We start from the raw sequence: 23,723 nt of genomic DNA on the forward strand, positions 1-23,723 counted from the left end.
AAGCGTAACCCGGACGGAGCCACCCCCCGTACGGCAAGCGTTCTACCAGTCGGCAGGCGGGTTCGCCTTCGCCCACACCCCCGGCAGCTCCCGCTCCCGCCGGTCCGCCAGGGCCTCCTCGCGGCCGTAGAGGAGGCCGAAGGTGAAAGCGCCCTCGCCGGCCCGCTGTGCCTGGGTGGCGAGCTCGCGCAGGGCGGCGCGGGCGACCACGCTGTCCTGGTGGTCGCCGAGCACCTGCTGCACCCGCTTCGTTCGCTTGGTGAACTTTTTCGCGGGCTTGCCGAGCACCGGGCGGGCCGCCTCCGCCGCGTAGCGCACCCGCTTGGCCGCCTTGCGGGCGCTGTGCAGCGCCTCGTCCCTGGCGGCCCCCGCCGGCGCCGCCAGGGCCGCCTCGATGCGGTCGGCCAGCCGGGCGTGGTCCTTGAGGACGGCCTTCACCAGCACGTCCGACGCGGGCAGCGCGGCGGCCCTGCGCAGCGGCGGATCGGCCAGCAGCACTTCCAGGGCGCGCAGCAGCTCCAGATAGCGCTCGCCGTCCAGCGTGGCGAGCACCTCCGCACGCGAGCCCGCGCGGCGCCGCTCCGACCAGATGCGCAGCCGGGCGGACACCGGGCCGAGCCGCAGCGTCCGGGGCAGCTCCGCCAGCGCGGCCCGCAGCCGCGCGGTGAGCACCTCGCGGTCGCGGTCGATCCCCAACTCCGCTGCCAGCCACTGGAGTTCGAGGCCGATGGGCCGGGTCACCGCCCGGTCGAGGACCTTGGTGTACGAGCGGAACGCGCTGCGCAGGCGGCGGGTGGCGACCCGCATCTGGTGCACGGAGTCGGGCAGGTCGCGGCGTACGGCCGGGTCCAGCTCGGTGATCGTGTGGACCTGCTCGCGGAGGTAGCGCAGGACGATGTCCCCGGCGGTGGGCCGGGCCTTGCTCTTGCCCTTGCCCTTGCTCTTGCTGTTGCTCTTGCTCTTGCTCTTGGCCTTGCTCTTGCTCTTGCTCTTGGCCTTGCTCTTGGCCTTGCTCTGCTTGCCGGACGGCTTGGCGGGCTCGCCCTCCCCGGCCGTCTCGGCCAGCGCCCGCTCCAGTTTCGACGCCGCCCGCGCGGGCCGTACCCCCGCCGCGGCCAGCACCTCGCCGACCTCGTCCAGGAGCCCCGGGTCGCCCCCCTCCCCCGCCAGCTCGACCTCGATCTCGCGCCAGCGCACCTCCGCGCCCCCGTCGGCGCGAGCCGCCCGCACCGCATCGAGGGCGACCTCGGCGAGCGTCGCGCCGTCGGCGTCCCGGAGCAGCCGGACCGTACGCCGCGTCCGCAGCCGGACGACGGGCACCAGCTCCCGGCCGAGCGTGCGCGAGCGGACGAGCGCCGTCAGCTCCGGGGGCAGCGCATCGGAGAGCGGCAGCCGCACCTCGTCCCGGATCCCGAGCGCGACCGGCAGTTTCAGATGCCAGCCCGCGTCCTGTCCGCCGGTGCGCCGGCGCAGCGTGACACCGGCCGCGGCCAGCCGCTGCCCGGCGGTGTCGTAGTAGGTGGCGTCCAGCTCCGCCACGCCCTGCTCCACGACTGCCGCGACCCGGTCGACCGCGGTCAGGTCGGGCAGCTCCGTCCCGTCGGTGGCCTCGTACTTCCGCTCGATCTCCCGCACGGTGTCCGCCATGAATCGAATCTAGTCACCCGGCTCACGGGCGACCACCCGTCCGGCGCGCCCTTGGGTGCACGAGGGGGCCGGGACAGGCGCGCCGGCCCCCTCGGCGCTGCGCGGTCAGGCGTCCAGTGCCTTCAGGATCGTCATGAGGTCCTCCGGAGGCTCGATCGCCATCGTCCGGTTTTCCTCGTCGATCACGGTCAGCGAGGTCAGGGCGCCGTCGCGCCACCAGTACAGCCGCGGGGAGACCGAATAGTCGGGCTCGTCCTCGTAGGCGCCGAGGCCGAATTCCGCGAGGGCGTTGGCGGCCGTGACCGCATGGTGGTCGGTGATCGGGTGGAAGGCGAAGTGCTGCCGGCCGGGGACGGTGACCAGCACACCTTCCGGCGGCGGCGGCTGTCCGTGGGTGGTCCACATCACCTCGTCGAGCACCAGCACCAGGCTCGCCACGAACAGGGACTCGCCGCCGACGGTGTGGATGACCGTGCCGTCGTCGAGCTCGGCCGTGTCGTACTCGAACGGTTCCTGCGCCATGTTGGCCCGTCCGGCCGCTCGCAGGGCGTCCAGGCCGAACCGGGCCACGTCCCGGTCGGTGACCAGGGTGATGGCGTCGGGCAGATCGTAGGCGAGGGCCTCGACCAGGCCGTCTGCCACGGGCCGCACGTACTGATAGACGTCGAGTGCCTCCGGCGGCAGATAGTCATCGGCTATCAGCCGGAGACGGACGTGTTCTAACGGGTTGTCAGGAGTGAGAGAAGACATGGCTGGAGAGTAGACCGGCCCGCTGACAATGCCGTCCCTTGGCCGATGGCGGGCGACGGCCCTCGCACTCCCGCCCCCTCAGCGCGAGGCCGACACCGGCCGCTGGACCCGGATCGACTGCAGCAGCCCTATGGCGATCCACACGGCGAACATCGACGTACCGCCGTAGGAGACAAAGGGCAGCGGCAGACCGGTGACGGGCATGATGCCCAGCGTCATGCCGATGTTCTCGAAGGCCTGGAAGGAGAACCAGGCGATGATGCCGGCGGCGACGATGGTGCCGTAGAGCTCGGAGGTCTCCCGGGCGATCCGGCAGGCGCGCCACAGGACGACGCCCAGCAGGAAGATGATCATGCCTGCGCCCAGGAAGCCGAGTTCCTCGCCGGCGACGGTGAAGATGAAGTCCGTCTGCTGTTCGGGGACGAACTGGCCGGTGGTCTGGCTGCCGTGGAAGAGGCCGGAGCCGGTCAGTCCGCCGCCGCCGATGGCGATACGGGCCTGGTTGGTGTTGTAGCCGACGCCGGCCGGGTCGAGGCTCGGGTTGGCGAAGGCCGCGAAGCGGGCGATCTGGTAGTCGTCGAGCAGGCCGAGCTGCCAGATGGCGAGGCAGCCGACGACGCCGGTGCCCAGCAGGCCGAGGATCCAGCGGTTGGAGGCGCCGGAGGAGAGCAGGACGCCGAGGATGATGGCGCCCAGGACCATCACCGAGCCGAGGTCCGGCATCAGCAGGATGATCGCGACGGGGATCGCCGCGAGGCCCAGGCCCTGGACGACGGTGCGGTGGTCGGGGTGCGGGCGGTCGCCGGCGTCGACCCGGGCGGCGAGGATCATCGCCATGCCGAGCGTGATGGTGATCTTCGCGAACTCGGCGGGCTGGAGCGAGAAGCCGCCGGGGATCGCCAGCCAGGAGCGCGAGCCGTTGATGGTGGCGCCCAGCGGGGTCAGCACCAGCAGCGCGAGGATCACCGACAGGCCGTACAGCACCGGGATCGCACCGCGCAGGGTGCGGTGGCCGAGCCAGATGGTGGCGGTGGCCAGGCCCAGGCCGATGCCGAGGTTGAGCAGGTGGTGCAGGAAGAAGTAGTACTCGTCGCCGTGGTTGAGCTCGGTGCGGTTACGGGTGGCCGAGAAGACCAGCATCGCGCCCATCAGGGACATCACCAGCGCGGCCAGCAGCAGTATCCAGTCGAGCCGGCGGACGACCGAGTCGCGCGCGGTGAGCTTGCCCCAGAGGCCGGTTTCGGGGGTGTAGCGGGGCATGTTCACTAGGGGCTCTCCGATGCGGAAGGCTTCGGCTTCGGCGGGACGTACGGCTTGATGACCCCGGCCTGGATCGTGCCGTCGTCCTCGATCTTGGGCAGCTTGGACTCCGGCTTCGGCAGCAGCGCGGCCTTGTTGTCGATGTCGCCCTTCTCGTTGACGCCGTAGATCGCGTTGTAGATCTTGCGTACGGCGGGGCCCGAGGCGCCGGAGCCCGTACCACCCTGGGAGATCGTCATCACGATCGTGTAGTCCTTGGTGTACGTGGCGAACCAGGACGTCGTCTGCTTGCCGTAGACCTCGGCCGTACCGGTCTTGGCGTGCATCGGGATCTTGTCCTGCGGCCAGCCGCCGAACCGCCAGGCGGCGGTACCGCGGGTGGCCACACCGGCGAGCGCCTTGTCGATCTGCTGGAGCGTCCTGGGGCTGTCGGGCAGCTTGCCGTGCGCCGCGGGCGCGATCCTGCGGATGTGCTTGCCGTCGGGGCTGACGACGGCCTTGCCGACGGTGGGGTTGTACATGGTGCCGCCGTTGGAGAGGGCGCCGTAGATGACGGCCATCTGGATCGGGGTGACGAGGGTGTCGCCCTGGCCGATGGAGTAGTTGACGGAGTCACCGGCGCGCATCTTCATGCCGGACTCGCAGTTCTCCTTGGCGATCTTGGAGACATAGTCGTCGGCGTGCTTGCCCTGCGCGCACCAGGCGTCCTTGTTGGCCTTCCAGTAGTCCTTCTTCCACTGGCGGTCCGGGATCCGGCCCCTGACCTCGTTGGGGAGGTCGATGCCGGTCTCCTTGCCGAGGCCGAACTGGTGGGCCGTCTTGTAGAACCAGTCCGCGGTGTCCGCCTTGGGCTTGTTGCCGCCGTCCTTCTGCCACTGCTGGTAGGCCAGGCCGTAGAAGACGGTGTCGCAGGAGACCTCCAGCGCGCGGCCCAGGCTGATCGGGCCGAAATTCTCCGACTCGAAGTTCTTGAAGGTCTGGCCGCCGATGTTCATGGAGCTGGTGCAGGGGTAGTGCCCGTCGAACGGGTAGCCGGCGTTGACCGCGGCCGTGGTCGAGATGACCTTGAAGATGGAGCCGGGGGCGGCCTGGCCCTGGATGGCGCGGTTCAGCAGCGGGTAGTTGGACTTCTTGCCCGTCAGGTGGGCGTAGTCCTTGCCGGAGATGCCGCCGACCCAGGCGTTGGGGTCGTAGGCGGGGCTGGAGGCCATCGCGACCACCCGGCCGGTCTTGGCCTCCATGACGACCGCGGCGCCGGAGTCCGCCTTGTAGTGGGTTCCGGTGTTCTTGTCGACCTCGTTGCGGGCGTCCTTCATCGCCTGGTCGAGCTCTTTTTCGGTGACGGCCTGGACGCGGGCGTCGATGCTGGTGACGACGTTGGCGCCGGGCACCTGCGGATCGCTCTTGGCCTTGCCGATGACCCGGCCGAGGTTGTCGACCTCGTAGCGGGTGACGCCGGCCTTGCCGCGCAGATCGCTGTCGTACGTCCGCTCCAGCCCCGACCGGCCGATCTGGTCGGAGCGCAGCAGCGGCGAACGGCTGTCCTTGGCCTTCTGGATCTCCTCGTCGGTGACGGGCGAGAGATAGCCGAGGACCTGGGCGGTGTTGGCGTTGCCGGGGGCGGCGTAGCGGCGTACGGCGGTGGGCTCGGCGCTGATGCCGGGGAAGTCCTCGCTGCGCTCGCGGATCTGGAGGGCCTGCTGGGTGGTGGCCTCGTCGGTGATCGGGATCGGCTGGTAGGGGGAGCCGTTCCAGCAGGGCTGCGGGGTCTTGGCGTCGCAGAGCCGGACCTTCTTGCGGATCTCCTGCTCGGACATCCCCAGCACCTCGGCGAGCCGGCCGAGGACGGCCTTGCCGTCGTCCTTCATCTTCAGCAGCTCGGTGCGGCTGGCGGAGACCACCAGCCGGGTCTGGTTGTCGGCCAGCGGCACGCCGCGGGCGTCCAGGATGGAGCCGCGGGTGGCGGGCTCGACGACCTGCTGGACGTGGTTGGACTTGGCCTCGTTGGCGTATTCCTGGCCGTTGCGGATCTGCAGGTACCACAGCCGTCCGCCGAGGGTGAGCAGCAGCGAGAAGACCAGGATCTGGATGGCGATGAGACGGACCGTGACCCGGTTGGTCCGGCCCGTCTCCGGGATGTTGCTCATGGCGCGCAGCGCCTCCAGCGGTGGTGATCGGGCGACGGGCCGGCGGGGCGAGCGCGAAGCGCTCTCCGGCAGGGGTGGTGGTCGGGCGACGGGCGGGCGCTCACAGCCGCTTGACCCCCTTGAGGCGGTCCCCCTTGCCACGGGACGGCTTGCCGAGCAGTCCGCCGCGCTGGCCGCCGATCCGCCCGACCTTGAGGCCCGAGCCGGAGCCCAGCCAGCCGTAGGCGGGGTCGCGGCCGCCCGCCGAACTCTGGCCGGAGCCGTCGGCGGCGAGCGGATCGTTGTCCGTCCGGCGCGCGACGGCCATCACCAGCGGGACGATGAACGGCGCGAGCAGCAGGTCGTAGAGGGTGGCGCTGAGCAGCAGCCCGACGAGGCCGACGTGCCGGGCGGCGGTGTCGCCGACCAGCGCGCCGACGCCCGCGTACATCAGGGTCGAGCCGATGGCGGCCCCGATGACGACGATCAGGGGGACGGTCGCCGAGCGGTGGTGGCCGGAGTCGGGTTTGGTCAGGCCCGCGACATAGCCGATGACGCAGAGCACCAGCGCGTACCGGCCGATGGCGTGGTCGGAGGGCGGGGCGAGGTCGGCGAGCAGTCCGGCGCCGAAACCGACCAGACAGCCGCCGACGTGGCCGTAGACCAGCGCGAGGGCGAGGACGACGAGCAGCAGCAGGTCCGGTACGGCACCGGGCAGTTGGAGCCGGGCCAGGACGCTGACCTGGATGACGAGGGCGACGACGACCAGCGGGGCCGCGAGCAGGATCCGGTTGATGCGCATCGGTCAGTCCCTGGGGGAGGCGCTGTCGGAGGGGGTGGCCGTGACGGTGACCGTCGGCGCCGGCTTCGGCTTGGCCGGTTTGGGCGGCAGGACCGTGTCGCGCGGGTCCTCGCGGGGCGGCTGGACGACGACGCCGACGATGTCGAGCTGGGAGAAGGCGACGTACGGGCGGACCTGGAGGGTGCGGGTCAGATCACCGTTGGACGGTTCGACCTTGACGATCTTGCCGACCGGGACGCCGGGCACAAACGGTTTGTCGGCGCTGGAGCCGAAGGTGACCAGGCGGTCGCCCCTCTTGACCGCGGCCTTGCCGTTGAGCAGCTGGACGCGCAGCGAGCGGCCGCCCTGACCGTTGGCGAAGCCGATCTCGTTGGTCTTCTCCATGCGGGTGCCGACGGTGAAGTCGGGGTCGTTGGCCAGCAGCACGGTGGAGGTGTCGGCGCCGACGGTGGTGACCCGGCCGACCAGGCCGTCACCGTTGAGGACGGTCATGTCGCGGGCGATGCCGTCGCGGGAGCCGGCGTCGATGGTGACGGTCCAGGAGAAGCCCTGGGCCGCGCCGATGGCGATGACCTCGGCGCCCTTGATGCCGTACTGGCCGGCGCCCGCGGTCTTGAGCATCTTGTCGAGCTGGGCGGCCCGGCTGCGGTTGCGGTCGGCGGAGCCGAGCTTGGCCTTGAGGGCGGCGTTCTCCTGCTCCAGGCGGGCGATACGGCTGTGGCGTTCCCCGGAGTCGCGTACGGCGCCGATGGCGTTGCCGACCGGGCTGACGACGCCGGCGACGCCGTTCTCGACCGGCCCGAAGGCGGAGGCGGCGGCTTGCCGGGCACCGTCGAGCGGGGACTGTTCACCGCCGCGGATATCGACCGTGATCAGCGCGAACGCGATCGCGACCAGCAGCACCAGCAGCAGCCGGCTCTCTCGTGTGTCCCTCACGTGCGGCGGCCGTGTCCTTCCTCGTAGGACCGGCCGGCTGCGGGCCCGCGCCGGTCTCGTCGGGGGGTTGAGCGTTGTGCCTGTATGAGCGGTGCGAGCCGATGAAGCGTCAGCGCACCGTGTTTGTGGGGATGTCGTGCCCGTACGGAACGATTGTGCCGCTGCGGGGCTGTGGTGCCGGTACGAAGCCGGGCTTTCTGTACGGAGTCGTGATGCCTATATATCAACGATTCAACGGATGAATCGGGTACTGCTGGGGTGGTGCCGCCCCCCGTGGCGGGCCGTACGGCAACGCCACGGGCGGACCGGCTCCGGTGCGCCTACCTGCGCGGCTGGGAGTCGAGGACCTGCTGCAGCGCCTCGAACTCCTCGACACACTTGCCGGAACCGAGCGCGACGGAGTCGAGCGGGTCCTCGGCGATGTGGATGGGCATTCCGGTCTCGCGGCGCAGCCGCTCGTCGAGGCCGCGCAGCAGGGCGCCGCCTCCGGTGAGCACGATGCCGCGGTCCATGACGTCACCGGACAGCTCCGGCGGGCACTTGTCGAGGGTCGTCTTGACCGCGTCGACGATGGAGTTGACCGGCTCCTCGATGGCCTTGCGGACCTCGGCGGCCGAGATGACCACGGTCTTGGGCAGCCCGGAGACCAGGTCCCGGCCGCGGATCTCGGTGTGCTCGTCCTGCTCGAGGTCGTACGCCGAACCGATGGTGATCTTGATGCTCTCGGCGGTCCGCTCACCGAGCAGGAGGCTGTACTCCTTCTTGATGTGCTGGATGATCGCGTTGTCGAGCTCGTCGCCGGCCACGCGGATGGACTGGGCCGTGACGATCCCGCCGAGCGAGATGACCGCGACCTCGGTCGTGCCGCCGCCGATGTCCACGACCATGTTGCCGGTGGCCTCGTGGACCGGCAGACCGGAGCCGATCGCCGCGGCCATCGGCTCCTCGATGATGTGGACCTGGCGCGCACCGGCCTGGGTGGAGGCCTCGATGACGGCGCGGCGCTCAACTCCCGTGATCCCCGAGGGAACACAGACGACCACCCGCGGGCGGGCCAGATAGCGCCGCTTATGGATCTTGAGGATGAAGTAGCGGAGCATCCGCTCGGTGATCTCGAAGTCGGCGATGACGCCGTCCTTCAGAGGCCGTACGGCGACGATGTTGCCGGGCGTGCGCCCGATCATCTTCTTGGCCTCGGCGCCCACCGCCAGGATGCCGCCGGTGTTGGTGTTGATGGCCACGACCGACGGCTCGTTGAGGACGATGCCGCGGCCCCTGACGTACACCAGCGTGTTGGCGGTCCCGAGGTCGACAGCCATGTCACGGCCGATGAACGACATGTTGTTCCCCATGAGGATACGTCTGGCCTTCCCAACTGGAGCGAATGCTTACTTGAGGTCGGCAGGAGGTGATGCGCTGAATGACGCGGAAGCTCCATCGTAGTCTCGTCGTGCCACCCACTCGAACACGGTGGAGCCTTGAGCATCATTGTCAGCCGTACACGCACCCGCCCCCCTTAATGGTGACGTCGTGTCGTGGAAATGCGTTCCCCCGATCGAGTCGCATATGCCAAGGGGCGACCGATGATTCCATCGGTCGCCCCAGGTCACAAGGGGTACACGTCTGACGATGTATCAGGAAATCCCCGGAAAGAAAATCTTGATCTCGCGTTCGGCGGACTCTTCGGAATCCGAGGCGTGGATCAGATTCTCTCGGGTGATCGTGCCAAAGTCCCCACGAATGGACCCACTCGGTGCGGCAATCGGGTCAGTCGGCCCGGCCAGCGCGCGCACACCCTCGATAACGCGCTCCCCCTCGACGACGAGCGAGACGACCGGTCCGGAGGACATGAACGCGACCAGGGGCTCGTAGAACGGCTTGCCCACGTGCTCGGCGTAGTGCTGCTCGAGAATCTCCCGGTCCAGGCTGCGCAGCTCCAGCGCACTGATCGTCCAGCCGGCCTTCTTCTCGATCCGGCCGATGATCTCGCCCACCAGTCCGCGTCGGACGGCATCGGGCTTGAGAAGAACGAGCGTGCGCTGGCTCACGAGGGGGCTCCCTGTCCTGTGTAAACGGTGCCCTTGAGGCTACCGCGGGGCTTCGCGGCACCGTATGGCGGCCGTACGTTGTCGGCCGTCCCGCCCGTCCGCTGCGCTTTGCCTGGGCCGTACGTTGTCGGCTTCCCGCCGTGGGGGTTTCTCTGGTGCGCCTGCGGCGGGCGGTGCCGCTGCGCGGGGCTGTCCGGCAGCGGCACCGGGCTTACACGGCTCCGCCGCTACAGCCCGGCACCTCCCCGTTGAGGGGCCGACAACCAACCCCCGCCCGCCGCAGGCGCACCAGAGAACCGACGCCCACCACAGCGCCGCGAACACCGCCCCGAGGAAGAACATCGTCGGCACGACGAACCCGCTGGCGATCAGGGCAACCTGCAGCGCCCAGCCCAGCTGGACCCCGCCGGGACGGCCCAGCAGCCCGCACAGCAGGAGGCTGACCAGCATGGCGATACCGCTCACCGTCCAGACGGTGAGCGCCGGCAGATCGCCGAGCTGCATCGCGACCAGCCCGGCGAAGCCGATCACGAAGAACTCACCGATAAGGGTGCTCGCGCACAGCGTCCGCATCGTCAGCCCCTCCCCAGCAGCAGCCGGGCCTCGCCGACCGTGATCACGGAACCGGTCACCAGCACTCCCGCGCCGGCGAACTCGCCCTCCTCCTCGGCAAGGGTGATCGCCGCCTCGATCGCATCGTCGAGCCGCGGCTCGACGACGACCCGCTCGGCGCCGAAGACCTCGACGGCGACCGCCGCCAGCTCATCCGCGTCCATCGCACGCTGGCTGGAATTACGGGTGACCACGACCTCGGCGAAGATCGGCTCGAAGGCCTCCAGCACACCCCGTACGTCCTTGCCGTCGCTGGCGCCGACGACACCCACCAGCCGGCTGAAGCCGAACGCCTCGGTGACCGCCTCGGCCGCCGCCTGCGCGCCCGCGGGGTTGTGCGCCGCGTCCAGGACGACCGTGGGGCTGCGCCGTACGACCTCCATCCGGCCGGGCGAGGAGACCGCGGCGAACGCAGAGCGGATGGTGTCGATGTCGAGCGTACGGGCGTGGTCCGAGCCGACGCCGAAGAACGCCTCGACCGCGGCGAGCGCCACCGCGGCGTTGTGCGCCTGGTGGGCGCCGTACAGCGGCAGGAAGACCTCCGGGTACTCGCCGCCCAGTCCGCGCAGCGTCAGCATCTGGCCGCCGACCGCGACCTCGCGGGAGAGCACGCCGAACTCCATGCCCTCACGCGCGACCGTGGCGTCCACCTCGACGGCGCGCTTGAGCATTACGGACGCGGCGTCCACCGGCTGCTGGGCCAGCACCACCGTGGCGTCCTTCTTGATGATCCCGGACTTCTCGCCGGCGATCTGCTCGGGCGACTCGCCCAGCCGGTCGGTGTGGTCCAGCGAGATGGGGGTGATCACCGCGACATCGCCGTCGATGACGTTCGTCGCGTCCCAGGTGCCGCCCATGCCGACCTCGACGACCGCGACGTCCACCGGGGCGTCCGCGAAGGTGGCGAAGGCCATCGCCGTCAGCACCTCGAAGAACGACAAGCGGTACTCCTGCTGGGCGTCGACCATCTCCAGATAGGGGGCGATGTCCTGGTACGCCTCGATGAAGCGCTCGGCGGAGATCGGGGCGCCGTCCAGGCTGATCCGCTCGGTGACCGACTGGATGTGCGGGCTGGTGTACCGGCCGGTGCGCAGCTCGAACGCGCCCAGCAGGGCCTCGATCATGCGGGCCGTGCTGGTCTTGCCGTTGGTGCCGGTGATGTGGATGGACGGGTACGCGCGCTGCGGCGAGCCCAGGATGTCCATCAGCGCCATGATGCGCTGGACCGACGGGTCGAGCTTGGTCTCGCCCCAGCGGCCGGCCAGCTCCTCCTCGACGGCGCGCAGCGCGCGGTCGACCTCGGGGTCGGCGGGCCGGGCGGGCACGGCGTCCCCCTGCGGCGGACCGGCCTGCGCGCGCAGGGTCCGGCTGCCGGCCTCGATCACCGCCAGATCGGGGTCGCGGTTGGTCTCGGCGTCGACCAGTTCGTCGAAGGCGTCGTCCGGCTCGGGGCCGTCGGTCGGGTCGGGGTCGTCGTTTCGGGGGCGCTCGCTCACGACGACAAGTCTACGAGGCACCTCCGACAGCGGACGCGGCGCGCCGCCCCCGCGGCATCGCTCCAGGACAGCCCCGCCTTCGCTACGACAGCGCCGCCTTCATCATGGCGCGGGCGACCGGAGCGGCCAGCCCGTTGCCGGAGACCTCGTTGCGCGCGGCATGCCCGTCCTCGACCATCACTGCGACGGCCACCCGCTGCCCGGCACTGTTCTCGGCGTACGAGACGAACCAGGCATAGGGTGTGCCGCTGTTGTCGACACCGTGCTGGGCGGTGCCGGTCTTGCCGCCGACGGTCAGTCCGCCGATCTTCGCGTTCGACCCGGTGCCCTTGTCCACGACCGTCCGCATCGCCGACCGCAGCTGCTCGGCGGTGTGCGCGGAGACGGCCTTGCCGCTGCCGTAGGTCTTCGGGCCGTACCGCTGGACGGTGTTGCCGCCGCCGTCGGTGATCTTGTCGACCAGCTGCGGGGTCTTCAGCTCGCCGCCGTTGGCGAGGGCCGAGGCGACCATGGCCATCTGCAGCGGCGTCGCCTGGTCGTTGAACTGGCCGATCCCCGACAGCGCGGTCTGCGCGGGGTCCATGTCCCTGGGATAGACGCTCTTGGCGGCCCGGACGGGGACGTCCACCTTCCCGTCGTTGAAGCCGAACTTCTCGGCCTGCGCCGCGACCTTGTCCTGGCCCAGGTCGGCGGCGATCTTCGCGAAGACGGTGTTGCAGGAGTACTGGAGCGCGGTGCGCAGGGTGGCGTTCTTGCACGGCGCGGCGGCGTTCTCGTTGGTGAGTGTGGTGCGGGTGTGCGGGAGGGTGTACGGGTCGGGGCTGTCGGTGGGCTCGTCCACCGAGGAGTACAGACCGTTCTCCAGGGCGGCCGCGGCGACCACCAGCTTGAAGGTCGAGCCGGGCGGCAGCGCCTGGCGCAGCGCGCGGTTCACATGGGGCTGGTCGCCGTCCTGGGACATCGCCTTCCAGGCCCGCTGGTCGGCGCTGCCGGACCCGGCGAACTTCCCCGGGTCGTACGAGGGCGTGCTGACCATGCCCAGAATCCGCCCGGTCGCCGGGTCCAGCGCGACCGCCGCGCCCTTCTTGTCCCCCAGCGCCCGGTAGCCGGCCCGCTGCACCTTGGCGTCGATGGTGGTGGCCACGTCACCGGCCTTGGCCCGCCGGTGCAGCACCGCGTCGGCGGGGCTCTGCAGCCGGCTGTCGGAGCCGTCCAGGAGGCCGCCGTACAGGCTCTCCAGCTGGTTGCTGCCGAAGATCTGCGAGGTGAATCCGGTCACCGGGGCGTACAGCGGGCCGTCCTTGTAGGTCCGCTTGTACTTCAGCGTGGACGAGGTCGCCGCCGACCCGGTGACCGGCTCCCCGTCGACCAGGATGTTGCCCAGCGGCGCCGCGTACTTGCCGATCGCCACCCGCGGATTGTGCGGGTCGTCCCTGTAGTCGCCGGCCCTGGCCGCCTGGATCCAGGTGGCCCAGCCCAGCAGCGCGAGTATCAGGACGAGGCAGAAGACCGAGACCCGTCGCAGGGGTTTGTTCATCGGGCGCGGCTCCTCGGTGCGGGACATGCGGCACTGCCGGAAGTCCGGCATTCCGGTCCACGGTGCCCGGCCTTCATGAGAGGGCCATGAGAACGCCACAAGAGCACCAAGGGAACGCAGAACCGGGCGTTGCGGGACAACGGATCGCCGGTTTTCACCCTCTTCCTCGGGGGCCCGCCCGGGACACCGAACGGAAGGCAGGAGCGGACAACGCGTGCCGGCACTCAGTCAGCGGATGCATCTCGTCCTGCTCACCGCCTGGACCGTCCTGTGGTTCTTCGTGGTCGAGCCGCACGGCGGCTTCTCCTGGCACTATCTGCGCTCCGGCGGCGAACTGATCTATCAGGGCTCCTCCGGCGACGGCACCGGCGGCCTCAATCTCTACGCCCATCACCCCGAGCTCCAGATGGGCCCGCTCAGCTTCCTCACCGCCGGTCTGTTCAACCCGTTCCCCGAGGCCACCGGCCAGTTCCTCGCCGCGGCCCTGATGTCGCTGCTGGGCCTGGTCATCGTCGTCCTGGCGGGCCGCAGCGCCGCCCATCACTTCCTGGGCACCGGCACCAACCACCAGCGGCTGCGGCAGCGCGTACTGATCGCCGGGCTCGCGTTCATCCCCATGTGGATCGAGGTCGCGGTCCGCTTCGGCCATCTCGACGATGTCCTCGCGCTGTTCTTCACGGCCCTCGCGGTACGGTCCCTGACCCGCGGCAACGCCGCCCTGACCGGCGCCTTCCTGGCACTCGCGATGGATTCCAAACCGACCGCGCTGGCCTTCGTCCCGCTCCTCCTCGCCCTGCCCCGGGAGAAGTGGCTGCGGGCCGGCCTCTGGTGCGCAGGCCTGGTCGCCGTCGCATGGCTGCCGTTCTTCCTGGGCGACTCCCAGTCCTTCGCCGCCGCGAAATTCACCATCCCCAACCATCCGGCGTCCGCGCTGCGCTGGCTCGGCGTCGGCGACCCGGAAACCCCCGGCTGGGACCGCCCGGCGCAGGCCGCCCTGGGCCTCGCGCTGGGCTCCCTCGCCGTGTGGCGGGGCCGCTGGGCGGCGGTGGTCCTCCTGGGCGCCAACGCCCGCATCGTCCTCGACCCCAGCGTCTACACGTACTACACCGCGTCCGTACTGCTCGGCACCCTGCTCTGGGACGTCATCGGCCAGCGCCGCCTCGTGCCCTGGTGGAGCTGGATCGCCCTGATCCTGCTGTACGGCAGCGTCTTCGCGGTCCCCGACGACTCCGCCCGCGGACTGATCCGGCTGGCCTTCGTGGCGGCCTCGACGGCGTATGTGCTGTTCTGGCCCGTACGGGAGAGGGGGAGCCGGGGCGGCCGGGGACGGCGCAGGCCCCCCCCGCCCGTACGGACGAGGAGCCTGCGACGAGCCTCCGGACCGGCGCTACGCCTTGGGCAGAGCCGCCAGCTGGGCCGTGATCCGGACGATGTCCGCCTCCGCGGCCTCCAGCCGGCCACGGATCTTGTCCACCACCTTCTCGGGCGCCTTGGCGAGGAACGCCTCGTTGCCGAGCTTGGCGGTGGCCTGCGCCTTCTCCTTCTCGGCGGCGCCCAGGTCCTTCGTCAGCCGCTTCCGCTCCGCCTCGACATCGATCGCACCGGACAGGTCCAGCGCGACCGTCGCGCCCGCGACCGGCAGCGACGCCGTGGCGTGGAAGCCCTCACCGGCCGGCTGCAGCCGCAGCAGCGACCGCATCGCGGCCTCGTGCGCGGCCAGCGCCGTACCGGACAGGTCCAGCTGCGCCGGAACCTTCTGGCCCGGCTGCAGCCCCTGGTCCGAACGGAACCGGCGGACCTCCGTGACGACCCGCTGAACGGTCTCGATCTCCCGCTCCGCCGCCGCGTCCCGGAAACCTGAGTCCTTCGGCCAGTCGGCGATGACGAGCGACTCGCCACCGGTCAGCGTCGTCCACAGGGTCTCGGTGACGAACGGCACGATCGGGTGCAGCAGCCGCAGCGTGACGTCCAGGACCTCGCCCAGCACCCGGCGCGAGGCCTCGGCGGCCGGGCCGCCCGCCATGAACGTCGTCTTCGACAGCTCGACGTACCAGTCGAAGACCTCGTCCCACGCGAAGTGGAAGAGGGTGTCCGACAGCTTCGCGAACTGGTAGTCGTCGTAGTACGCGTCCACCTCGGCGACGACGGAGTTCAGCCGCGAGAGGATCCACCGGTCGGTCGCCGACAGCTGCTCGGCGGGCGGCAGTTCGCCCTCCACCGTCGCACCGTTCATCAGCGCGAAGCGGGTGGCGTTCCAGATCTTGTTGGCGAAGTTGCGGGACCCCTGGACCCAGTCCTCGCCGATCGGGACGTCGACTCCGGGGTTGGCGCCGCGGGCGAGGGTGAAGCGGACGGCGTCGGAGCCGTACGCGTCCATCCAGTCCAGCGGGTTGACCGCGTTGCCGAACGACTTGGACATCTTCTTGCCGAACTGGTCACGGACCATGCCGTGCAGCGCGATGGTGTGGAACGGCGGGGTGCCGTCCATCGCGTACAGCCCGAACATCATCATCCGGGCGACCCAGAAGAAGAGGATGTCGTACCCGGTGACCAGCACGGAGTTCGGATAGAACTTCTCGACGCTCGGCGTCTGCTCGGGCCAGCCCAGCGTGGAGAACGGCCACAGGCCGGACGAGAACCAGGTGTCGAGAACGTCGGTGTCCTGGTGCCATCCCTCGCCGGTAGGCGGCTCCTCGTCCGGTCCGACGCAGACGACCTCACCGTTCGGCCCGTACCAGACCGGAATCCGGTGACCCCACCACAACTGCCGCGAAATGCACCAGTCATGAAGGTTGTCCACCCAGCCGAAGTACCGCGACTCCATCTCCTTGGGGTGGATCGCGACCTTCCCGTCCCGCACCGCGTCACCCGCGGCCTTCGCCAGCGGGCCGACCTTGACCCACCACTGCATCGACAGCCGCGGCTCGATGGTGGTCTTGCAGCGCGAGCAGTGGCCGACGGAGTGGGTGTACGGACGCTTCTCGGAGACGATCCGGCCCTCGGCACGCAGCGCGCCGACGATCGCCGAACGGGCTTCGAAGCGGTCCAGCCCCTGGAACGGGCCGTGCGCGGTGATGATGCCCCGCTCATCGAGAACGGCGAGGTTGGCGAGGTTGTGCCGCCGCCCGATCTCGAAGTCGTTGGGGTCGTGGGCCGGGGTGACCTTGACCGCACCCGTCCCGAACTCCGGGTCGACGTGCTCGTCCGCGACGACCGGGATCCGGCGACCGGTCAGCGGCAACTCGATCTCGGTGCCGACGAGATGGGCGTACCGCTCGTCCTCCGGGTGGACGGCGACGGCCGTGTCCCCGAGCATCGTCTCGGCACGCGTCGTCGCCACAACGATCGAGGCGTCCCCCTCCCCGTACCGGATCGACACCAGCTCGCCGTCATCGTCCTGATACTCCACCTCGATGTCCGAGATGGCGGTCAGGCAGCGCGGGCACCAGTTGATGATGCGCTCGGCGCGGTAGATCAGCTCGTCGTCGTAGAGCCGCTTGAAGATGGTCTGGACGGCCTTGGACAGGCCCTCGTCCATGGTGAACCGCTCACGGGACCAGGCGACGCCGTCACCGAGCCGCCGCATCTGGCCGCTGATCTGCCCGCCGGACTCGCTCTTCCACTGCCAGACCCGCTCGACGAACGCCTCACGCCCCAGGTCGTGCCGCGAGACACCCTCCTTGGCGAGCTCCCGCTCGACGACGTTCTGCGTGGCGATACCCGCGTGGTCCATGCCCGGCTGCCACAGCGTCTCGTAGCCCTGCATCCGCTTACGGCGGGTCAGCGCATCGATGAGCGTGTGCTCGAAGGCATGCCCCAGGTGCAGGGAGCCCGTGACGTTCGGCGGCGGGATGACGATCGTGTACGGCGGCTTCTCGCTCTTCTCGTCCGCCTCGAAGTAGCCCCGCTCTACCCAGCGCTCGTACAGCGGCCCCTCTACATCGGCCGGCGTGTACTGAGTCGGCAATTCGGGGGCGCTGTGGTTGCTCTGCTGAGTGTTCTCGGTCACGACGGACAGTGTACGGGCGCGTATGTCGCAGCTTCGAATCGGTTTCGCCCCCGGGGGACTGACTGTCGGCGGCGTCGTACAGGATGTGTGCAGCGCATAAAAATCAGATGCGGGCAGCACGCCACGGTCGGCTGCCATCAGTTGTTACGAGGGGAACCGCTCCATGAGCTACAACCAGCCGCCGCCCGGCCCGTACGGCCAGCAGCCCCAGCAGCCCGGCCCGTACGGCCAGCCGCAGCAGCCGCAGGCCCCCCAGCCGGGCTACGGCTACCCGCAGCAGGGCGGCCAGGTGCCCCCTCAGCAGGGCGGCTACGGCTACCCCCAGCAGGGCCAGCCCCAGCCCGGCTACGGCTACCCGCAGCAGCCCCAGCAGCCCGGCCCGTACGGCCAGCAGCAGACCCCGTACGGCGCGATCCCGCAGGGCGGACCGGAGTCCGGCGGCGGCAACGGCAAGAAGATCGGCCTGATCATCGGCGCGGTGGCCGTGGTGGCGGCGATCGGCGTGGGGGCGTACTTCGTGTTCGGGTCGGGTGGGGGCGGCAATGTGAAGCCGTACACGATCTCGCTGCCGGACAAGCTGCTGAACGGTGAGTACACCAAGCCGCCAGGTGGGCTTCCCAGCACCCCCTCGGACGCTTCCAAGGACGCGAAGGCCAAGGCCCTGGGGGTTTCTGAAGCCAAGACCGTGAAAGGCGGCTACACGACGTCCAGCAGGGCGGGGCTGAGCGTCTCCGGCTACTACGGGAAGGTCGCCGATCCGACAGCTGCCGTCGACCAGATGTTCTCCCAGGCCCAGGACAACCTGGAGAATCAGATGTCGAGCTCGAAGGACGGCTCGAAGATCGAGGCCGTTGGCGATCCGGAGTCGTTCTCGCCGGACGGATTCGACGGCGCCACGCTGAAGTGCGGGAAGTACCGGGTCTCGGGCAAGGAGAAGGGCGTGCAGATGTCCTTGGACATGACCATCTGCGCCTGGGGCGACAGCAGCGCGATCGGCTCGGTCATCTACGTCCCCGCACTCGGGGCCACCGGGGTCACCGAAAAGGCCCCCGAGGGCGAGGACGCGGCCAACAAGACCGCCAAGATCCGCCAAGAAGTCCGCAAGGAGAAGTAGCAGGAGATGGCATCGGCCATCGACCGCTGACAGCAAAGGCCCCCGACGGGTTTCCCGTCAGGGGCCTTTCTTGCGTTTTGACCGCGAACCGATAGATCCGGCAGAACATTGACCAAAATCCCGCGGATGCCACGAATGCGAACTCATGATCGACTAGCTTGATCGGAGAGCGGCCGAAGAGGTCGCCGCACCTAAGGGGGATTGTCATGCGCAAGGCAGTGCGCCGCATAGCGGCAGCCACCGGAGTATTGGTGGCGGGGGCCGCCCTTCCGCTCGTCGTCACCGCGCCGGCCCAGGCCGATCCCACGGACTGTGCGGTCTACTTGGCAACCAAGGGCTACAAGGTAGGGAACCTGGTGAAGGGCATCTGCGAGACTTACGCGAACAATCCCACGCACTCGACGCCCCCTATCCCTTGCATGAAGGACTTCCACCGCATCGGCGTCAAGTGGTCTCACGCCGAGGAAGCCTGCAACCGCGCGATCGAGTAACCCCCCAACAACACACCACCGCCCGGCAGCACTCCAGCTGCCGGGCGGTGGTGTATGAGCGACACGCCCGCTACGCGCTCTTCTCCTGCGGCTCCCCCGAGTCACCGCGGGTGCGCGGCACCAGCGTCGGGTTCACGTTCGAGTGAACGACATCCGCGGTGATGACGACCCGGGCGACGTCCTTGCGGGACGGGACCTCGTACATGGCGGAGGACAGGACCTCCTCCATGATGGCGCGCAGGCCGCGGGCGCCGGTGCCGCGGAGGATGGCCTGGTCGGCGATGGCCTCGAGGGCGGGGCGGTCGAAGTCGAGCTCGACGCCGTCGAGTTCGAAGAGGCGCTTGTACTGCTTGACGAGGGCGTTGCGCGGCTCGACCAGGATCTGGAGCAGGGCCTCGCGGTCGAGGTTGTGGACGGAGGTGAGGACCGGGAGGCGGCCGATGAACTCGGGGATCATCCCGAACTTCACCAGGTCCTCGGGCATGACTTCCTGGAGCTGGTCCTTGGACTCGATCTCCCGCTTGGAGCGGATGGTGGCGCCGAAGCCGATGCCCTTGGCGCCGGACCGGGCCTCGATGATCTTCTCCAGGCCGGCGAAGGCGCCGCCGACGATGAACAGGACGTTCGTCGTGTCGATCTGGATGAATTCCTGGTGGGGGTGCTTACGGCCGCCCTGGGGCGGGACCGAGGCCGTGGTGCCTTCCAGGATCTTGAGCAGGGCCTGCTGGACGCCCTCGCCGGAGACGTCGCGCGTGATCGAGGGGTTCTCGCTCTTGCGGGCGACCTTGTCGATCTCGTCGATGTAGATGATGCCGGTCTCGGCCTTCTTGATGTCGAAGTCCGCGGCCTGGATGAGCTTGAGGAGGATGTTCTCGACGTCCTCGCCCACGTAGCCGGCCTCCGTCAGGGCGGTGGCGTCGGCGAAGGCGAAGGGGACGTTGAGCATCCGGGCGAGCGTCTGCGCCAGCAGCGTCTTGCCGGAGCCGGTGGGGCCGAGCAGCAGGATGTTGGACTTGGCCAGCTCGATGCCCTCGTCGCCGCGGCCGCCGCCGTTCTCGCCCGCCTGCACCCGCTTGTAGTGGTTGTAGACGGCGACCGAGAGCGCCTTCTTGGCGGGCTCCTGGCCGACGACGTAGCCGTTGAGGAACTCGTAGATCTCCCGGGGCTTGGGGAGCTCCTCCCAGCGCACCTCGGAGGTCTCGGCGAGCTCCTCCTCGATGATTTCGTTGCAGAGGTCGATGCACTCGTCGCAGATGTACACACCAGGTCCCGCGATGAGCTTCTTCACCTGCTTCTGGCTCTTTCCGCAGAATGAGCACTTGAGCAGGTCGCCGCCGTCACCGATGCGTGCCACGAGGTGCTTCCCCTTCGCCTGGGATCCGCATTGCTCCGCGGACCCGGGTGCTTGCCTATCGACGGTACCTTGCCGGGCCCCCCGTACGGGCCCCCCTTGGACCGACTCGGTTCACTCGGTCCCGGCCCGGTCCAAGGGGGCAGCGCTCCGGCTCATTTCGCGAGGACCGCGAGCGGGCCGTGAGCGGACCGCGACCTGATCACGGACCGGCCGGGAAGCGATCGCGAACCGACCGCGAGGGGCTCCCGAACCGATCTTGATCCGATCCCGGTCCGATCTTGATCGGACGCGCTCCGACGTTTCGGTGTCCGCGCTCCGAGCTCACGGCCGGACGCCGCTGTCAGACGGAGACGGACGTCTTCCGCGTCGAGACGATCTGGTCGACCAGACCGTACGCCAGCGACTCCTCGGCGGTCAGGATCTTGTCGCGCTCGATGTCGTCGCGGATCTTCTCGATCGGCGTGGAGGAGTGCTTGGCGAGCAGGTCCTCGAGCTGCGAGCGCATCCGCAGGATCTCGTTGGCGGCGATCTCCAGGTCGGAGACCTGGCCCCGGCCGGTCTCGCTGTAGGGCTGGTGGATCAGGACGCGGGCGTTGGGCAGCGCCATGCGCTTGCCCGGCGTGCCGGCGGCCAGCAGGACCGCGGCGGCCGAGGCGGCCTGGCCCATGCAGACCGTCTGGATGTCCGGCTTCACGAACTGCATGGTGTCGTAGATGGCCGTGAGCGCCGTGAAGGAGCCACCGGGCGAGTTGATGTAGATCGAGATGTCCCGGTCCGGGTCCATCGACTCCAGGCACAGCAGCTGCGCCATGACGTCGTTGGCCGAGGCGTCGTCGATCTGCACGCCGAGGAAGATCACACGCTCCTCGAAGAGCTTCGCGTACGGGTCGTACTCACGGACGCCCTGCGAGGTGCGCTCGACGAAGCGCGGGACGATGTAGCGGGACTCGGCGCGCGGGCCGGAAAACTCGGACTCCGGGCGCTGGTAGAGGCCGCTGCCGGGGAAGTTGTTCATCGTGGTGTTCACCGTCCTGGTGGCGATCAAGTGGGCTGGGGTGGCTGAGGGGCGAGCGGTGCGGGGCTCAGGCCCCGGTGCCGCCCCCGCCCGGAACGCCGGCGGCAGAGATCATCACATCGTCGATGAGGCCGTACTCCTTGGCCTCGTCGGCGGAGAACCAGCGGTCGCGGTCCGAGTCCTGGGTGATGCGTTCGACGGTCTGGCCGGTGTGGAAGGCAGTCAGCTCCGCCATCCGCTTCTTGGTGTGCAGCAGCCGCTCGGCGTGGATCTTGATGTCCGAGGCCGAGCCGGCGAGACCCGCGGAGGGCTGGTGGATGAGGATCTCGGCGTTCGGCAGCGCGAAGCGCTTGCCCGGGGTGCCGGCGCTCAGCAGGAACTGCCCCATGGAGGCGGCGAGGCCCATCGCGATCGTCACCACGTCGTTCTTGATGTACTGCATGGTGTCGTAGATCGCCAAGCCGGCCGAGATCGAGCCGCCCGGGGAGTTGATGTAGAGGTAGATGTCCTTGTCCGGGTCCGCGGCCAGGAGAAGCAGCTGCGCGGTGATCTTGTTGGCGATGTCGTCGTCGACCGGCTGGCCGAGGAAGATGATCCGCTCGCCGAGCAGCCGGTTGTAGACCTGGTCGCCGAGGCCACCGAAGGTCGGCTCAGCGGCGGCGGAAGGCATCGGGATCGTCACGTGTCCACCTGCTCGTTGTCGGACGGTCGGGGACCGTCTCAGCGTCGTCTGCCGGGGCGCGGGGATCTGCGCCGTGTCGTGCGCCCGGCGCGGTTTCAGGGACTCCCCTGCCCTCGTATCTACGGACCCTAACGCGCAGGTCGGACAACGCCATCCCGCATTGAGAACTGTTCGCTGTGAGCGCAGGCTCACCGGTCGGGTATGACGCCGGTACGACTTCCGTACGGACTCCGCGCGGCCCCCGGCAGACGTACGGGCCCGAACGCGCTTGCGTGCGCGTTCGGGCCCGTCGTCACGATTGCCGTGCGGCGGCGGAAGCTCAGGCCTCGGGCTTCTCGTCGGCGGCCGCGTCGGTGCCCTCGGCCTCGGCGACGACGGTCTCGGCGACCTCGGCCTCGTCCTCGTCCTCGAGGTCGATGACCTCGCCGTTGGTGTCCTTGACCGTGGCGGCCTCGACGACCACCGCGAGCGCCTTGCCGCGGGCGACCTCACCGACGAGCATCGGCACCTGGCCGCCCTCGACGACGGCCTGGGCGAACTGGTCGGGGGACATGCCGGAGGACTGCGCGCGGCGCATGAGGTGCTCGGTGAGCTCCTCCTGGCTGACGTTCAGCTTCTCCTTGTTGACCAGCTCGTCGAGGATGAACTGGGTCTTGATGCCCTTCTCGGCCTGCTCCTTGGTCTCGGCGTCGAACTCTTCCTCGGTCTTGCCCTGGATCTCCAGGTACTTGGCGAGGTCGAGGCCCATCTGGCCGAGCTGGTGGTGCTCCAGGTTGTGCTTGCGGGTCTGGATCTCGTCCGCGAGCAGCTTCTCCGGCATCGGCACCTCGACGAGCTTGAGCAGCTCGTCCAGGACCTTCTCCTGCGCCTGGGTGGCCTGGTCGTAGCGCTTCATCTCCTCGAGGCGCTTGCGGCTGTCCGCCTTGAGCTCCTCGAGGGTGTCGAACTCGCTGGCCAGCTGCGCGAACTCGTCGTCCAGCGCGGGCAGTTCGCGGGCCTTGACCTCGGTGACCTCGACCTGGACCTCGGCCTCCTTGCCCTCGGCGGAACCGCCCTTGAGCTCGGAGGTGAAGGTGGCCTCGCCGCCGGCCTGAAGGCCCTTGACGGCGTCGTCGATGCCGTCGAGGAGCTCACCGGAGCCGACGGTGTAGGTGACGCCCTGGGCGACGCCGTCCTCCAGGACCTCGCCGTCCACCTTGGCCTCGAGGTTCACCGTCAGGACGTCGCCGTCCTCGGCGGCACGCTCGACCGGGGTGGTCGAGGCGAAGCGCTCGCGCAGCTGCTCGACCGACTTGTCGACGTCCTCGTCCGACACCTCGACGGCGTCGACCTCGACCTCGATGCCGGAGTAGTCCGGGATCTCGAGGGCCGGGCGGATGTCGACCTCGGCGGTGAAGGCCAGCAGCTCGCCGTCCTTCAGCTCGGTGATGTCGACGTCGGGCTGGCCGAGGACGTTCAGCTCACCCTCGTTGACCGCCTCGGTGTAGAACTTCGGGAGCGCGTCGTTGACGGCCTCTTCCAGCACGGCGCCGCGGCCGAACCGCTGGTCGATGACGCGGGCCGGGATCTTGCCCTGGCGGAAGCCCTTCACCGTGACCTGCTGGTTGATCTTCTTGTACGCCGCGTCGAGGCTGGGCTTGAGCTCCTCGAAGGGCACCTCGACAGTGAGCCGAACCCGGGTCGGGTTCAGGGTCTCCACGGCGCTCTTCACGGTTCGGTCTCCTTGGGGCTGACTTCTGGGGTTTTGCCGAAGATCTTCCGGGCCCGCTCATTCGTGGCCCGGCCGATCGCGCCCGGATACAGAGACACACGGGCACGCAGCTTGCATAGTAACCGCAGCGAGG

The 23,723-nt window shown here is 69.5% G+C and carries 17 protein-coding genes and 1 pseudogene; 2 read left to right on the forward strand and 16 right to left on the reverse strand.

What is annotated here, in order from left to right; genetic code table 11:
• Positions 1 to 42 precede the first annotated feature (42 nt).
• From ADL29_RS37770 to ADL29_RS37825, 12 genes and pseudogenes are all read right to left on the reverse strand, one after another.
• Positions 43 to 1,647 carry a CYTH and CHAD domain-containing protein gene (locus ADL29_RS37770; RefSeq protein WP_053927982.1) on the reverse strand — a complete coding sequence of 535 codons (1,605 nt, stop codon included), beginning with the start codon at positions 1,645 to 1,647 and terminating at the stop codon, positions 43 to 45.
• 105 nt (positions 1,648 to 1,752) lie between these two features.
• A complete protein-coding gene (locus ADL29_RS37775; RefSeq protein ID WP_157878673.1) occupies positions 1,753 to 2,397 on the reverse strand; it encodes a hypothetical protein in 645 nt (214 codons plus the stop codon).
• A gap of 78 nt (positions 2,398 to 2,475) precedes the next feature.
• Positions 2,476 to 3,657: a rod shape-determining protein RodA gene (gene rodA / locus ADL29_RS37780; protein ID WP_053928081.1), complete on the reverse strand. Its 1,182-nt coding sequence runs from the start codon at positions 3,655 to 3,657 to the stop codon at positions 2,476 to 2,478.
• 5 nt (positions 3,658 to 3,662) lie between these two features.
• Positions 3,663 to 5,804 carry a penicillin-binding protein 2 gene (gene mrdA, locus ADL29_RS37785; RefSeq protein WP_053927984.1) on the reverse strand — a complete coding sequence of 714 codons (2,142 nt, stop codon included), beginning with the start codon at positions 5,802 to 5,804 and terminating at the stop codon, positions 3,663 to 3,665.
• Positions 5,805 to 5,904: 100 nt separating this feature from the next.
• Positions 5,905 to 6,585: a rod shape-determining protein MreD gene (gene mreD, locus ADL29_RS37790; protein ID WP_053927985.1), complete on the reverse strand. Its 681-nt coding sequence runs from the start codon at positions 6,583 to 6,585 to the stop codon at positions 5,905 to 5,907.
• 3 nt (positions 6,586 to 6,588) lie between these two features.
• Positions 6,589 to 7,521, reverse strand: coding sequence for a rod shape-determining protein MreC (gene mreC, locus ADL29_RS37795; protein WP_053927986.1), 933 nt, complete (start codon positions 7,519 to 7,521; stop codon positions 6,589 to 6,591).
• A 320-nt stretch (positions 7,522 to 7,841) separates the two neighbouring features.
• A complete protein-coding gene (locus tag ADL29_RS37800; RefSeq protein ID WP_003985182.1) occupies positions 7,842 to 8,861 on the reverse strand; it encodes a rod shape-determining protein in 1,020 nt (339 codons plus the stop codon).
• A gap of 294 nt (positions 8,862 to 9,155) precedes the next feature.
• Positions 9,156 to 9,569, reverse strand: a complete 414-nt coding sequence (gene ndk, locus ADL29_RS37805) for a nucleoside-diphosphate kinase (RefSeq protein ID WP_046928031.1) — start codon at positions 9,567 to 9,569, stop codon at positions 9,156 to 9,158.
• Positions 9,570 to 9,863: 294 nt separating this feature from the next.
• Positions 9,864 to 10,142: pseudogene (locus ADL29_RS43200) on the reverse strand (DUF4233 domain-containing protein); the annotation flags it as partial.
• Positions 10,143 to 10,144: 2 nt separating this feature from the next.
• Positions 10,145 to 11,677 carry a bifunctional tetrahydrofolate synthase/dihydrofolate synthase gene (gene folC / locus ADL29_RS37815; RefSeq protein WP_053927987.1) on the reverse strand — a complete coding sequence of 511 codons (1,533 nt, stop codon included), beginning with the start codon at positions 11,675 to 11,677 and terminating at the stop codon, positions 10,145 to 10,147.
• A gap of 82 nt (positions 11,678 to 11,759) precedes the next feature.
• Entirely contained in the window at positions 11,760 to 13,214 is a 1,455-nt protein-coding gene (locus ADL29_RS37820; protein ID WP_053928082.1) for a peptidoglycan D,D-transpeptidase FtsI family protein, read from the reverse strand.
• A gap of 1,387 nt (positions 13,215 to 14,601) precedes the next feature.
• A complete protein-coding gene (locus ADL29_RS37825) occupies positions 14,602 to 17,223 on the reverse strand; it encodes a valine--tRNA ligase (protein ID WP_053927988.1) in 2,622 nt (873 codons plus the stop codon).
• Between the two features lie 163 nt (positions 17,224 to 17,386).
• On the opposite strand from ADL29_RS37825, the gene ADL29_RS37830 reads away from it, so the two are divergent.
• Together ADL29_RS37830 and ADL29_RS37835 are read left to right on the forward strand one after the other, a co-directional pair.
• Entirely contained in the window at positions 17,387 to 18,337 is a 951-nt protein-coding gene (locus tag ADL29_RS37830) for a hypothetical protein (RefSeq protein WP_053927989.1), read from the forward strand.
• Between the two features lie 206 nt (positions 18,338 to 18,543).
• Positions 18,544 to 18,828, forward strand: coding sequence for a hypothetical protein (locus ADL29_RS37835; RefSeq protein WP_157878674.1), 285 nt, complete (start codon positions 18,544 to 18,546; stop codon positions 18,826 to 18,828).
• 70 nt (positions 18,829 to 18,898) lie between these two features.
• Here ADL29_RS37835 and clpX read toward each other — a convergent pair whose 3' ends face one another.
• From clpX to tig, 4 genes are all read right to left on the reverse strand, one after another.
• Positions 18,899 to 20,182: an ATP-dependent Clp protease ATP-binding subunit ClpX gene (gene clpX / locus ADL29_RS37840; protein WP_046928024.1), complete on the reverse strand. Its 1,284-nt coding sequence runs from the start codon at positions 20,180 to 20,182 to the stop codon at positions 18,899 to 18,901.
• A 340-nt stretch (positions 20,183 to 20,522) separates the two neighbouring features.
• Positions 20,523 to 21,197 carry an ATP-dependent Clp protease proteolytic subunit gene (locus tag ADL29_RS37845; protein WP_046931228.1) on the reverse strand — a complete coding sequence of 225 codons (675 nt, stop codon included), beginning with the start codon at positions 21,195 to 21,197 and terminating at the stop codon, positions 20,523 to 20,525.
• Between the two features lie 67 nt (positions 21,198 to 21,264).
• Positions 21,265 to 21,867, reverse strand: coding sequence for an ATP-dependent Clp protease proteolytic subunit (locus ADL29_RS37850; RefSeq protein WP_211274471.1), 603 nt, complete (start codon positions 21,865 to 21,867; stop codon positions 21,265 to 21,267).
• Positions 21,868 to 22,198: 331 nt separating this feature from the next.
• Positions 22,199 to 23,590, reverse strand: coding sequence for a trigger factor (gene tig, locus ADL29_RS37855; protein ID WP_053927992.1), 1,392 nt, complete (start codon positions 23,588 to 23,590; stop codon positions 22,199 to 22,201).
• Positions 23,591 to 23,723 lie beyond the last annotated feature (133 nt).

Origin of the sequence: Streptomyces chattanoogensis, assembly GCF_001294335.1 — a bacterium.
In the GTDB taxonomy this organism is placed as follows: Bacteria; Actinomycetota; Actinomycetes; order Streptomycetales; family Streptomycetaceae; genus Streptomyces; species Streptomyces chattanoogensis.